The organism is Campylobacter sp. RM5063, assembly GCF_024723655.1.
Classification (GTDB): domain Bacteria; phylum Campylobacterota; class Campylobacteria; order Campylobacterales; family Campylobacteraceae; genus Campylobacter_D; species Campylobacter_D lari_D.
In genome coordinates this window covers 96,690-110,038 of the sequence record NZ_JANQDA010000003.1, presented here as the reverse complement: position 1 = coordinate 110,038, position 13,349 = coordinate 96,690, and the positions used below count along the sequence as shown (strand labels likewise).

At 27.9% G+C, this 13,349-nt stretch carries 12 protein-coding genes and 2 pseudogenes; 9 read left to right on the top strand and 5 right to left on the bottom strand.

What is annotated here, in order from left to right; all coding sequences use genetic code 11:
• The first annotated feature begins 51 nt into the window (after positions 1–51).
• The 3 genes from CAMP5063_RS02130 to CAMP5063_RS02120 all read left to right on the top strand — a co-directional run bounded on the left by CAMP5063_RS02130 (position 52) and on the right by CAMP5063_RS02120 (position 1,888).
• On the top strand, positions 52–279 hold the full coding sequence (locus CAMP5063_RS02130) for a hypothetical protein (RefSeq protein ID WP_039628376.1): 228 nt from the start codon (positions 52–54) through the stop codon (positions 277–279).
• Positions 266–547: a type II toxin-antitoxin system YafQ family toxin gene (locus tag CAMP5063_RS02125; RefSeq protein WP_337194730.1), complete on the top strand. Its 282-nt coding sequence runs from the start codon at positions 266–268 to the stop codon at positions 545–547. The genes CAMP5063_RS02130 and CAMP5063_RS02125 overlap by 14 nt, the downstream gene beginning before the upstream one ends.
• A 522-nt stretch (positions 548–1,069) precedes the next feature.
• Positions 1,070–1,888, top strand: a complete 819-nt coding sequence (locus CAMP5063_RS02120; RefSeq protein ID WP_337194729.1) for a hypothetical protein — start codon at positions 1,070–1,072, stop codon at positions 1,886–1,888.
• Positions 1,889–1,979: 91 nt separating this feature from the next.
• Here the strand turns inward: CAMP5063_RS02120 and CAMP5063_RS02115 are convergent, their stop codons facing one another.
• Positions 1,980–4,724 carry a conjugal transfer protein TraG N-terminal domain-containing protein gene (locus tag CAMP5063_RS02115; RefSeq protein WP_337194728.1) on the bottom strand — a complete coding sequence of 915 codons (2,745 nt, stop codon included), beginning with the start codon at positions 4,722–4,724 and terminating at the stop codon, positions 1,980–1,982.
• Positions 4,725–5,339: 615 nt separating this feature from the next.
• Positions 5,340–5,651, bottom strand: a pseudogene (gene traN / locus CAMP5063_RS02110) (conjugal transfer protein TraN); the annotation flags it as partial.
• 82 nt (positions 5,652–5,733) lie between these two features.
• On the opposite strand from traN, the gene CAMP5063_RS02105 reads away from it, so the two are divergent.
• Positions 5,734–5,883, top strand: coding sequence for a hypothetical protein (locus CAMP5063_RS02105; protein WP_337194727.1), 150 nt, complete (start codon positions 5,734–5,736; stop codon positions 5,881–5,883).
• A gap of 45 nt (positions 5,884–5,928) precedes the next feature.
• Here the strand turns inward: CAMP5063_RS02105 and CAMP5063_RS02100 are convergent, their stop codons facing one another.
• Together CAMP5063_RS02100 and CAMP5063_RS08505 are read right to left on the bottom strand one after the other, a co-directional pair.
• Positions 5,929–6,321, bottom strand: coding sequence for a hypothetical protein (locus tag CAMP5063_RS02100; RefSeq protein WP_263737285.1), 393 nt, complete (start codon positions 6,319–6,321; stop codon positions 5,929–5,931).
• Between the two features lie 238 nt (positions 6,322–6,559).
• Positions 6,560–6,685: pseudogene (locus CAMP5063_RS08505) on the bottom strand (DUF5675 family protein); the annotation flags it as partial.
• A 173-nt stretch (positions 6,686–6,858) separates the two neighbouring features.
• Between CAMP5063_RS08505 and CAMP5063_RS02095 the strand changes: the two are divergent.
• Positions 6,859–7,779, top strand: a complete 921-nt coding sequence (locus CAMP5063_RS02095; protein WP_263737284.1) for a helix-turn-helix transcriptional regulator — start codon at positions 6,859–6,861, stop codon at positions 7,777–7,779.
• A 4-nt stretch (positions 7,780–7,783) separates the two neighbouring features.
• On the opposite strand, the gene CAMP5063_RS02090 is transcribed toward CAMP5063_RS02095, so the two are convergent.
• Positions 7,784–9,196 carry a PDDEXK-like family protein gene (locus tag CAMP5063_RS02090; protein ID WP_337194726.1) on the bottom strand — a complete coding sequence of 471 codons (1,413 nt, stop codon included), beginning with the start codon at positions 9,194–9,196 and terminating at the stop codon, positions 7,784–7,786.
• A 105-nt stretch (positions 9,197–9,301) separates the two neighbouring features.
• On the opposite strand from CAMP5063_RS02090, the gene CAMP5063_RS02085 reads away from it, so the two are divergent.
• The 4 genes from CAMP5063_RS02085 (at position 9,302) to CAMP5063_RS02070 (ending at position 13,238) form a co-directional block, all read left to right on the top strand.
• On the top strand, positions 9,302–9,850 hold the full coding sequence (locus CAMP5063_RS02085) for a hypothetical protein (RefSeq protein ID WP_263737282.1): 549 nt from the start codon (positions 9,302–9,304) through the stop codon (positions 9,848–9,850).
• The gene (locus tag CAMP5063_RS02080; protein WP_337194725.1) at positions 9,847–10,614 is read left to right on the top strand and encodes an agmatine deiminase family protein; all 768 of its coding nucleotides are present in this window, start codon (positions 9,847–9,849) and stop codon (positions 10,612–10,614) included. Before CAMP5063_RS02085 ends, CAMP5063_RS02080 begins: the two co-directional genes overlap by 4 nt.
• A 24-nt stretch (positions 10,615–10,638) precedes the next feature.
• The gene (locus CAMP5063_RS02075) at positions 10,639–11,253 is read left to right on the top strand and encodes a hypothetical protein (RefSeq protein WP_337194724.1); all 615 of its coding nucleotides are present in this window, start codon (positions 10,639–10,641) and stop codon (positions 11,251–11,253) included.
• Positions 11,254–11,315: 62 nt separating this feature from the next.
• Positions 11,316–13,238, top strand: a complete 1,923-nt coding sequence (locus CAMP5063_RS02070) for an AAA family ATPase (protein ID WP_337194723.1) — start codon at positions 11,316–11,318, stop codon at positions 13,236–13,238.
• The last annotated feature ends 111 nt before the right edge of the window (positions 13,239–13,349 follow it).

Below are 13,349 nucleotides of genomic sequence, written 5' to 3'. Positions count from 1 at the left end.
TTGATTAAAATACAATATAATTATATTATATGATTTTGAGAAAGGAATTTCATGACTCTTATTATTGAAAATGTCAGTGAAGATTTTTTGCCTGCATTTAAAGGTTTAGCTAAAAGTATAAATGCTAAATGTAAAGTTTCTAAACCTAAACTAAGTAGTTTTGAAAATAAGATATTAAATGCAAGCAAAGAGCTTAGTAAGGAAAAAAAAGATAACACTGCATTAAGCTTTAATTCACATCAAGATTTTGTGAAAGCTTATCAAGATGGCAAAATATAAAATTTATTATCATAAAGATTTTATAAAAGCCTATAAAAAAATAAGCAACGAAGAGCGTAAAATAACAGATAAAGTTATTATAAAGCTTTCTAACGATGAAATTTTAGAACCAAAATATAAAGATCATCAACTAAAAGGCGCATTAAAAGATTTTAGAGAGTGTCACATAAAGTCTAATTTATTATTGATTTATCAAAAACATGATAAAGAACTAGAGTTAAATATTTTAAAACTAGGCAGTCATAGTAAATTATTTAAAAATTACTGAAAAGAATAATATCAAAATAACTCACAAAGAATTAAAAATACAATCTTAATCTATACTCTCTAAAGCTAATAAAAATAACAGCTTTTATCTTACAAAAAATATTTTTTATCTTACCAATATTAATTTTAAAGTTAAAATTAACAAGTTAAATTATAAAACAGAATAAATACTAATATATCAATATTTAATGCTTATAAAAAAGACTTTATAAAGGACTTTTGGGGGATATATAAAGCACCTTTAGGGGTGAAATAAAGCACTTTTTTGGTAGATTTTAAGCAAAAAATAATAAAAAAAAGAAAAAATGGACTTTATAAAGGACATTTAGGGGATATATAAAGGACTTTTATGTGTAAAAAATACGCTTAAAAAGCACTTAAAATAAACTTTATAAAGGACAAAAATGTAAAATATAAAAAACCCTTGCAAAATACTATAAAATAGGCATTTAAAAGCACTAAAAAACTTGATTTTTATTGTGAATTTTGGTATAATTTTAATATTAAATGTAAAGGAATTTAAATGTCAAATGAAATAAGATTAGAGAACATAAAAAGATTACAAAAAATTGCAAATGAGATTAATTTAATTTATCAGCAAATCAAAGATGAGAATGTATTAAAAACATTGCACGATGAAAATTCACAAAGATTTATTTTTGTTTCTCTAATTAAAATCAGTGAAAGCTTTAAAAAAATCAAAGAAAGTGCTGATGATGAAATCTTATCTTTATTTGACAAAAAAGATTTAAAAAGAATAAATGACACTAGAAATTTCGCAGCTCACGATAATAAGGAAATTAGATTAAGTGCTGTTGCTAATGTAATTAAGTATGATTTATTTAGAGTTAAAAGAAGTATAAATATATATATAGGAAAATTAGAAAATCAAAAACAAGAGGTTGAGATTATGGAAAATGTGGTAAGGAAAAATGCTAAATCAAAGATCGCTTTTGTTGTGTTATTTGGATTAATTTTAATTAATATAGGTATTTTATTTATAAGCAAAAATGAAATATTTACTAAAACTCTCATAGGTTTAATAGCAATTACTTTCATTTTACATTATGTTTTATCTTGGATAAACACTATTAAAAGTATTAAAGACAGTAAATACATTAAACCAACTTTTAAAGATATATTATTCTCTATATTAAAAAGTCCTTATTGTATAATAAGATTTTTTCTTATAGGTAGAATCAAATATCTCGGAAATCAAACCGAAGATACAGTTGAGCTAAAAAATAATAAACATATGTATGATCCTTCTTTCCTTAATGCTGAAGGTATAGGAGAGTTATATACAAAAAATAAAAAAGGCGAAAAGGTTTTTTTTAATTAATTTATTGGTTGATAGAATAAGCAATGTAACTTTTATAGGAAACAAAATGGTTTTATGGAAATAATACTCCCATAATTCTATGGGAGTTATTTTATTTTGTAATTTCAGCAAATGCGTCAGTAACCATTTTACTTCCTTTGACAATATTACCACCTGTTCTCTTAACTGCTCCATCTTTGAAATCCTTTTCTGTATTTTGCAGACCACTTGATACTTCTTTTTGAGTATTACCACTAGAATCTCCCCAAGTAGTACTTTGTCCTGTTTGATCTTGGTGTCCTTCTTTTAGCGTTTTAACATTATTTTGATATTGATCAGCGTGTTTAGTTGCTGAACCATCGACTTTTGATATGTTACTATTGTTAAACGAAGCAACTTCACCACTAGCGTGATAATTTTTATTACTAATTTCTCCTATATTATTCGATGGATTGTCAAATTCTCCAGCATTAAAATATTTAGATAATTGCTGTGGATTATTTACAGCCCAATTTTGGAAGTCATTCATAGCCATTGTAATAGCATGGTTTTTATTTCCAGTATTCCATGCGTTTGTAATTTCTGTATTATCACCAGATTTTATATAGTCATTAAGCGCTTTAGGAATAGAATTTACATTGACATTTTGAGATAAACTTTCAGTTGAACTATATTTATCAATAGCAGAATGTACTTGAGAAAATTCTTTACCTGTAAAGGTTGAGAAGGCATTATTAAGAGAAGCCCTAACAGATGAATCATTAGAGTAAGTAGAAGAAACATTGTTTGCAAATTCTTTATTCCATTGCTCCATTTCTTTATCTGATAAGGTATAAGTCCTACTAGTTCCATCTTTTTCTGTAATACTCACATTACCACCTACTATACCTGCTACACTAGCTCCAGCTTTTAATGCGCCAGAAATTTCACTTGCTTTAGTATCTCCAGCTTGAGCCATTTTATCAAATGCTTTAGTGGCAGAAGCTTTAAATACTTCTTGCGCTTGAGCGTTAATACCATGAGAAGAAGAATGATCAAATGCCATGTTAGCAATATCCTGAGAAGTTCTTCCAGTTTTTAGGGTATCACCAATTGCTTTTGATACATCATTGCTTGCGCTAGATTGCATTGTCTTAATAGAGCTTGCGTCAAGTCCAGTTATATTTGCAGAATTCACCCCATTATTATCATAGCTTACTTTTGAATTAGTATTAACATCTGTAACAGTATTTCCACCACCAGATATAGAATTAACAGAAAAACTATGATTACCTACATTATACGCCCCCAAATAAGAAGTTACACCAGCATGCTTAGCAATAACTTCTTCACCTAAAGGAGAAGCTATTTTGGTTTCAGTAGATAAAGCTTGCTGATTTGTAAAACTTCCTGCACTTCTTGAAGCACCTTGTAGGGTTTGTGATAAAGATGAAGCTACTGACACAAAACCTTGCTCACTAGCTTTAGCTACTGCAAAAGCTAATAATGGAGTAAGCATTACAAGATAATTAATGAAATTTGTTTGCTCAGATATTTGTTTAAAGAAAGATAAGCTATTACTCATAGAAAAGCTTAATGAGCCGTCTAATAACACTTGAACACTTTTTGATAGATTTAAATCATTAAAATAATTAATAATACTTAATATAGGAGTCCATAAAACTATCCATATACATAAGGTAAAAAACATTTTTATATGTCTAAAATCACCAAACATAATAGAGAGTAAAGCCATAATCCATGATAAACCTATAATTAAAACTGTTAAATAAGCTTTAGCTAGTGGCAAATAAGTTTGAGCCATCATACCTTGAGTTAGCATACTTGACATGAAGTTTTGCTCAGCTACTGCTGTATTTGTAGCTACTGCATTTGGATCAAGTCCTACCATTTTTGCAGTATTAATTAAAGAATCTCTTGAAGCATTAATTAACATAGCTTGCATTAATTGAGATCTTGCTTGTGTAGCTTGTCCTGAGAAAATTTCCCAAACACCCTGCATTGAAGCTCTATAAGCATTTTCATCTTTACTACCTAAAATACGCGCATGGATAGTTTCTATTTTTGGAGCTAAAGAACCTAAATCTTGTTTAATCAAAGCACCTGCTTGAGTACAAGATCTAATACTACCTTTATCTTTTTCCCCAAAATATAAAGTAAATTGACTACCCTTGCCTATTTCAAATAAATCCTCATATAAATTATCACTATGTCTAAAATTAGTATCCATTCTGCCTTTATTTAATTCCATTCCATAAATAACACAGTTTCTAAAAAATAAATCAAGATTTTTTTGTGTTCTAGGACTAAATTGACTTAATTCTAAATCTGGTAAATCCATAGTAGATCTTAAAGTAAAACCAAATCCAGCATTAGAAAAATTAGTAGATTGTGGAGTAGAATAAAATTTTTCCATAGCTTTAGTAATGGAATCTTCCATTCTTGACATGAAAGAAAAAGTCAAACCAATACCAAGTGGAACTTGAGAAACTATATAATCTTTACCTGTTATATTATCATGTATCATATATCTATGCTGAGCGTCATTTGGTGCTTTTAAAAAGCATTGCCAAATAATAACCATGATAAAAATCATTTTACCAAATTCAAATATAGGGCTAGTTCTTTCATCCATTACTTTTTTAATAGCAAAAGTAAAAAAGGCAATAGCCATAACAATTTTAACCATATAATCAGCACCACTTGTTATACCTTTTATGGCTTGTAAAATATCATTTGCTACTTCACCATAGCCCCAAGTAAAGATAATATGATTATCATCTATATTTGTAGCACCAAATAATAAAGAAGGTGCAAAAATTAAAGCACTAAGGAATAAAATGTAAAATCTTTTCATCAATTGTATTAAAGAAGTTAAAGAGTTTGTTTGATATAATTGTATTAAGGGTTTAAGCCGCAGGCTGACCCCCTACGGCTAAATTGTGAAACCCCTGAAAGGAGGTAACTCAATGAGGTTCGTAAAGCTCATTTTAGTGGTTATTATACTACTTTGCCTATTTATAGTCAAGATATATTAACCAAGCCCCTTTTTGGGGCAACTAGAGTGAGCTACCTGCGGTACCAAACAAACTTTTAACTAAACTTCATCTCCTTTCTTTTAGTTTTATATATTGTTTTTTAGCATTTGTGTTAAATAAAGGCACAAAAAAATAAATTTTAAATAATAAAAAAAGTAATTTTTTCCATTGTTTGTGTTAAAGAAGTTAAAGAGTTTGTTTGGTATAATTATAGAAGGGTTTGCCACAAGGCTGCAACCCTGTGGCATAATCACGCCCTAGAGAGGGGGTGAAATAATTATGTTTCGTTTCGTACTTATAATTATACTTGTTTGTATGATTATAGTCAAGGCTTATTAACCTTGCCCCTTTTATAGGGGCGAAACTCCCTTGTGGCTTTTACCAAACAAACTTTTAACTAAACTTCATCTCCTTTCTATAATTTTATTTTCTTTTTAATTAGTAGGTTTTCTTATTAAATTCTCAAGATTGCTTTCAATCTTTTCTTGTATTTTTATAGAATCAGCTTGTATTTTATCTACATCAATACTTCCAACAATATCAGCAATAAATTCACTTAAATCTATTTCACTAAAATCTAACTTTTGAAATTCTTCTGGAGTAAATCCTCTACAATCAGGACTTTTTGGAGAACCCCAACCTCTTCCAATTTGTGGGCGTCCTTGTTCATTAAATATTCTTGCTAATTTTGAATTAAAACAACAATGTGTTTTTTTATGCTGAATACAAGCTATGAATTTAATTTTTTTAGAGCAATATTCACCAACTTCTACACATCTATTTTGCTTATTGAGTTTTGCTAGCTTTTTTCATCTTCTTTACAAGGAAATGGAACGCATTGATACTTATTATCCGTTAAAACCATCATTGTTAGAATCTATCGCTAAATTATCTCTTGGCTTTTGGAATGGTAATTTCAATAAACGATATATTGTCACAACATATACTAAAAATCCAAAAGAAAGTAGTATATTATAATGCAACATAACACTATTTAAAAAATTTTACTACATTTTTTATACTTCAATTAGTATTTATACCTTTTGAATTTGTATTTTGGTTAATACTTGTGTTTTGCTCCCACAGCCTATCAAGCATAGCATTAAAAAGCTTAGTGGTATTAGTTTCATTGCTTTTGGATATATAGTTTTTAACATCATCAACCCTTGTTTTGATTTGATTTTTTTGAGTATTTGCATAAAAGAGTGCTTTTAGCTCTTGTTCGTGTCTTGTTTTCAACTCCTGAGTAATCCTCGTGAGTTCATTATTTACACCCAAAACTAAATTTAAATCACTTTGACTTTTTTCTAATTTTGCGTTTGTGCTATCTAGCTTAAGATATAAAAATACATTAAGCATAAGCATTAGAGCTAAAGCAATATAAAGCTTTGTGTTTTTAAATAAAAGATTTATCATTTCTTATTTTAGAAGTTTAAGTAAGATTTGAGTATAATTTCAAAGGGTGGAACACCAAAGGTGGCCGCCTTTGGTGTTAATCAACACTCAGTTAGGTGGTGATTAAATTGAATCATAAAATTCTAGTAATAATTATACTACTTTGTATAATTATAGTCAAGGCTTATTAGCTTTGATTTCCCCTTTAAAAAGGGGAGTTAGAATACCACCTTGGCCTACTTAAACTTTTATCTCCTTTCTAAAATTTATTTGTGATTTCTAATTTTATATTTGATAAATCTTGCTGATATAACAAGTCATATAATTTTTTACAAGCTTGTCTGCTTTGACCTATACTTTCATCACTCTTAATTAAACCTAGTAAAAACAACCTTTTGTATTCTAATAATTATATATTTATCATCTTTTACTCTCAAACATTGTTTTCTAAATAAACTTTCATTTCCAAACTATAAGTTTTACAGCGTTTATAAACTAGACTTTATTTGTTTATAAAGCAATTGTTGTTAATATTTTGAAAAAATTTAGAGAAAAATCATGAAAGATCTTAAAAAATACATCGCAAATTCCAAACTAACACGCCTTGAAGTTTTATATGAAAAATTAGTAAAGTCTGAAAATGGCATAACCATAAAAGAACTAGCCCAAGAACTCAATGTAAGCGCTAAAACCATAAAAAGAGATATGCAAGGGGTTTTTGAGCCTATGGGGCTTATTAAAAATGGAAGAAAATGGCGTATTGATACAAACAAAGACGCTCAAGAGCAAGATGATGAAAAAATAATCCTTGAAGTGCTTGATACCATGGCAAAAAGCGCCGGAAATAGCTTTTATGCTAAGGCTCATCCCCTACTTTCTAAACTTTCTCAAAATATCTCTAACCCCATCCATACTAGTTTAGATGCAGAAAAGCTAGAAGAAAAAGATTTAAGCAATTTTCAAATCCTCGAACAAGCTATCAACACCAAAACACAAATTGTCTTTAAATACGAAAATAAACTTTTCCAAGTAAAACCTTTAAAACTAGCTTTTTTTAGTGGCTTTTGGTATTTGCTTGCTTTTGATATGAAAAAACGTGATATTTTCAAAAAATTTTATTTAAAAAATATCCAAAACATCACCCTAACCCAAGAGCATTTTCAAACCGATGAGAGTTTAGAAGTAAAACTTCAAAGAGTAAATTCTATATGGTTTAGCCTTGATAAGCCTTTTACAGTAAGGCTTTTAGTAGAAAAACCGATACGAAAATACTTTGAAAGAAAGCCTCTAAATTCACAAATCATCACCGGTAAAGACAAAGACGGCTCCATAGAAATAGAGCTTGAGATAACTCATGAAATGGAAATTTTACCTTTAGTGTATTATTACATACCTTATATAAAGGTTTTAGAACCTGATTTTATAGCAAATAAAGTCAAAGAAGTAGTTGGAGAATATCTTGATCAAATAAGCAAATAAATGCTTATTTGTTTGGTTTTAATTCATTGTTTATATTTTCTAAAGTGCTTTTTATGGTTTCTTTATTTAAAAACTCTTCTAAAATTTTGGAAAATTCTGTCATCCAATTACCATGATTATTTATTAGCCAATACGCAAAAGCATATTTTTCTTTAAAGTTAAAATTTTCAAATACATCATAGTAATAATGATCGCCACTTCTGCGGATATTATCATTTCTCATATTTGAGTTTTGAAAGAATTCTTTATATTTTTCATCCTCTTCATTGCAATTAATTTTAAAAGTCAATCCGAAATTATCATAATCACTTTTTCCAAAAAAAACACCCACACTAGGCCACACATCATTATCATCTTCATAAATTTTTGGATAAAAATCAAACCAATCGTAATTAACTCTTTTCTCATCAAGCTTATATCCAAACCATTTTTCATCACATATAGTTCGTTCTTTTTCAAATTCTTTTTCAAGCTCATTAAAAAAATCATTTACTAATTCTTCACAAATTTCATCCCATTTCTCTCTTACTATTTCTTTTGCTTTTTTATATTTATCGTAATCTATATCCTTAAAATCACTTTTATTTTTAGTATATCTATATAAATTTGTAGCATTGTTTAAATTTTCTTTACTCGATTTCAAAAATTCCATGACATAATCTTTAGCCACATAATCATCTATAGCTACATACCAAGTTAAAAGAGTTTTATACTGATTTAAAGTAAAAATTACATTTTGCATATCATTTTTAAATTTTTTATCAATTTCATTGTTTTTAACTTTATTCTCACACACACCTATACAAGCATTAATCCACTCTTTTATCCATTTATAATCCATTTTTAGATAAAAACTCATTTTTTTATCATAGCTATCATATATAAGACCATTATTTATTTTAAATCCATTTCTTGCGCCTAAGCTATATTTGCTAGGCTCGGTATCTTCATTTTTATGCAAATAAATAGTAAGTATATTTTCATGAAAATCATCTATGTTTTTAACTTTTTCTCTTATGTGTTTTATGTAATCTTTGAGTTGATCTGGTTGATCTTTTGCATAAAGTTTATTTTCTATGATGATATATCTTTTATCTTTTAAACTTATGAGTATATCGATTCTTCTATTATCTTTAGCACAAGCTTCTGTTTCTACGCTTTCTATGTCATGGGCTGTAAGATTTTTAAATTTCTTAGCTTTTGTGTATCTTCCAAGCTTTTTTAAAAACTCATTTGCAAAAAGCTCTTGATAATGATCACCATGCGGATCGATCAAATAAGCTATAAATTTAGAATGATAGTTTTCTTTATACTCAACTCCCAAAGCTTCGAAAATATTTATATCACTCATGCCTTTTTTGGTATTTTCTTCAAATTTATCATTAACCTTTAATAATTCTTCAATAAAATTTTTCATTCACAATGCCTTTAAATATTTTTCACAATTATACTACAAAAATATAGACTACCATTGTCTGCTTTTTTTAGCTATGATTTTTCAAATCATTTAAAAAGGATAAAAATGCTTCAAACCATGAAACACATCCTAACTCACACCGATGAGACTTTGCTTGCAAAGAAATTTGGTTATAACAATGTAGAAAAATTTACCAAAACAAAAACTTTGTTTTTAGAATGCGAAAGCATACAAGAATGGCTTTTAAAAGGACATTATGATATGGTAAATTCCTCTTTAGAATTTATACAAAAATTTGATTTTATCTTAGATAAAGAAATTTTAAATTCAATTTTAGAACAAAGTATTTTATTAAAAGATAAACACATAAAATTACAAGAAGCAAAAGCCATCATAAAAACAAATTTTAAACGCAAAAGCGAGCCTTTGCATGCTTTGATGTTTTTATCTCATTTGCGTGTGCTTAAATTTCCTATTAGCAATGATATGCTCTATCTTGATAAAACACAAGTCATGCAAAAGCTCAAAGAACTAGCTATAAAGCATTATGAAAATTCACAAGGTAAATTAAAGCTTTGGGGAGATATCTTACAATATGACATTATTTATGATGATGAGTTGTTAGTTTTAAGCATGCAAAAGAGCGATGAATGATAGCTATTTCTACACTTTTATCATCAAAACATAAAAGAATTTATCAAAATCTTGTGCAAAATTTTGCTAAATTTAACATCGCTTTTAAAGAAATACCAAGTAATGATATATGGTTAAGAGATTTCATGCCTTTAGTGTATGAAAATACGGCAACAAGCTATATTTATGATCCTGATTATCTTAGAAATTATCCACATTTAAAAACCACTATAAAACCTCTAAAAAATCACTTAAATTTAATCCTTGATGGAGGTAATTTCATAAGAAAACATGATGTTGCCTTTATGTGTGAGAAAATTTTTAGCCAAAATCCAACACTTAGCAAGGAAAATATTATCCATACTTTAAAACAAAGTCTAAATTTAAAACACATAGTCTTTTTACCAAGACTAGCTTATGATAGATACGCACATATCGATAGTATGGTAAGATTTATAAGCAAAGATCATGTATTAATCAATGATTTTTCTTTAGAAAATGTGCAATTTTTTGAGAAATTACACACCGCTTTAAAAGATTTTAAGGTTACAAAAATGAGCTATTCTAAAGAATTTATGCAAAAATACAAATGGGGTGCGTATTTAAATTTTTTAGAGCTTGATAAGGTGATTTTTGTGCCAACTTATGATATAGATGAGGATGAGAGAGTTTTAAGCTTTTTACAAAATATCTATAAAGACAAGCAAATCATAGGTATATATCTAAAGCCTATTATCAAAAAAGGTGGTGCTTTGCATTGCATTAGTGCTAATATTTTACAATGATTAAATTTATTTAAAGGATTAAAAATGGAAAATCAAACATTAGAAGAAAAATTTGAAGAGCTTTATCTAAAAGGCGCTTTATCAGAATGGGATAAAGCAATAAAAGAACTTAATGAAAAAGAAACAAAGAGTGAATTAAAGAAAAAGCATAAGTTACTTAAAGACTATATAGTTTTTAAGTCAAATGAGTCGCATGGAGAATTTGACAATGAGAAATATGATAAACTTTATAAAAAAATGCAAAGCTCATTAAAAGATTTAAAAAGCAGATATCGCTCTACAAAAAGAAGAAATGATAATAAAGAACCATTTGGAAGTGCTAGAAAATTTATATCATGGTATAAAAAACAAGAGAAAGAATGTTATTACTGCAAAATAGCGCAAAGTGATCTAGCAAATCTATTTAAAAACAAGCTTATAACTTCCAAAAAACCATCTTTTAATAGCTCATTGCAAATTGAAAGGCTAAATCCAGATAAAGGCTACAATGAAGAAAATTGTGTTTTAGCCTGCTGTATTTGCAATAATGCAAAAAGCGATATGATAAGTACTAGTGACTTTAAAGATTATTTTAGCGTGAGTATCAAAAAATTTTATAGTGCATTATTAGAAAAAACACCAAATAATTCTCATAACTAGACAACTAAAGTCTAGTTATTTTGTTTATAATTGCATTATATATCTTAGTTTAAAGGTTTATAATGCAAACAAATACTTCTACTCTTACTCACATTACGGATTTTGATTATTACTCACATAATGTAAAAGTCATCTCACTACACGCACAAATGCTCTCAAACAGCAAACAAATCAAAAAAGATTTTTACAGCGAATTTGAAGATACACTAGAAAAAGATGGTAAAATCACTAGTTTTATCTACAAACAATACTCCAAATTTATCTATCCTAGCTTTTTAAAGAAAAATCTAAGTTATCTTAAAAAATACTTAAATTTTACTCAAGCAGAATGTGATGTGTTTGCGTTTTTTTACTATGCAAACAAAGGTAGATTTGCTTTACACCAAGGTTATAGCACTGCTTTGGGCAAAAAGATCATAGAAAAAATTTTCAACCACACTTCAAAAGATGTCAATAAAGCCTTAAGTGATGATTCTATGCTTTTTAAGCTAGATGCCTTGTGCTATTATGATAGTGATGCCTTTGGTATAGATGTAAACAATTTTGAAAGCATTTTCACTCAAGATATTAGCAAAACTACACTTATGGGTGAGTTTTCGTATTTTTTACCTAAAACTAGACTAAATTTGAGTGATTTTGACTATATACAAGAAGAATTAAATACTATCATTACTTTTTTAAAAAAACGCCAAAAAGGAAATATTTTTATATATGGAAAAGCAGGCGTAGGCAAAAACGAGCTTAGCGCACTCATAGCTAAAGAGCTTGATAAAGAAGCATTGTGCGTTAAAGATTGCGAAAATGATAAAAAATCAAGTAGAATTTCAAATTTTTACGCACTTAAAAAGATACTCAATCCAAAAAAACAAATGGTAGTCTTTGATGAGTGTGAAGATAGCCTTTGCTATGATTCTTTAAAAGAAAAATTAAAAATCAATAAAATCTTAGATGAAGAAAATGGCATTTGTGTATTTTTATCAAATTCTAAAGACATGGATGAAGCGTATTTGAGGCGTTTTGATGTGATTTTAGAGCTTGAAAGTATGCCCAAAGAAAAGAAAATTCAAAATGTAAAAAAGTTATTCAACAAGAAAAATATAAAAATAGATGAAGCCATTATAGAAAATATAGCTTCTCATCCTGAACTTTCTCAAGGGCTTATTTTAAAATGTGCAAATAATGCTAAGATCTTTAAAAGCAAAAGCCAAGAAGTATTTGTAAGATTGATCAATGAAAATTTAAAAGCAAGATCACTTCAGGGCATTTCAATGCCAAAAAAAGACAAAAAATACGATTTAAGCTTGATAGAATGTGATTTAAATTTACAGGAACTAATAAACAATATCGATAAAAATTCAAGTTTGAGAATTTTAAGCTATGGCATAGCAGGTAGTGGAAAAAGCGAATTTGGCAAAGAACTAGCTAATGTTTTAAACAAAACTTTACATTCTTATAAACTTAGTGATATTTTAGATCCTTTTGTGGGCAATAATGAAAAAAATATCGCAAACATTTTCAAAAAAGCTTCTAATGATAATGCTATCTTACAACTTGATGAAATCGATGCGTTAATTTATAGTAGAGACGAAGCAAATAAAAGCTGGGAAAAAAGCTTAGTCAATGAAATGCTTATGCAAATGGAAAATTTTGAAGGTATTTTCATAGCTTCTACAAACTACCTACAAAACCTTGATAAAGCTAGCATAAGAAGATTTGATCTAAAGATAGAATTTCAGGCACTAAAACAAGAAAAGCTTTTAAAGGCTTTTGAATTTTTTGCTAAAGAATTAAATTTAAGCTTTGATAAAAAGCAAATTGCAAAAAGACTCTTAAGACTTCAAAACATTTGTTTGGGCGATTTTGCGCTAATCCTTAGACAAAATAAAATTTTTAAAATCAAAAACGCCGATGAGTTTTTAGAAAAATTAGAAAAAGAATCAAAACTCAAATCAGATGATGAAAAAATCAACATGGGATTTTTATGAAAAGAATTTACGCTTATATAAAAAATAATTTATTTGATATAATCCTTATATTAGTAGTAATAATAACAGGAATTTTATTTTAAGCAAATAAAAATTAAATTTTAACTATAA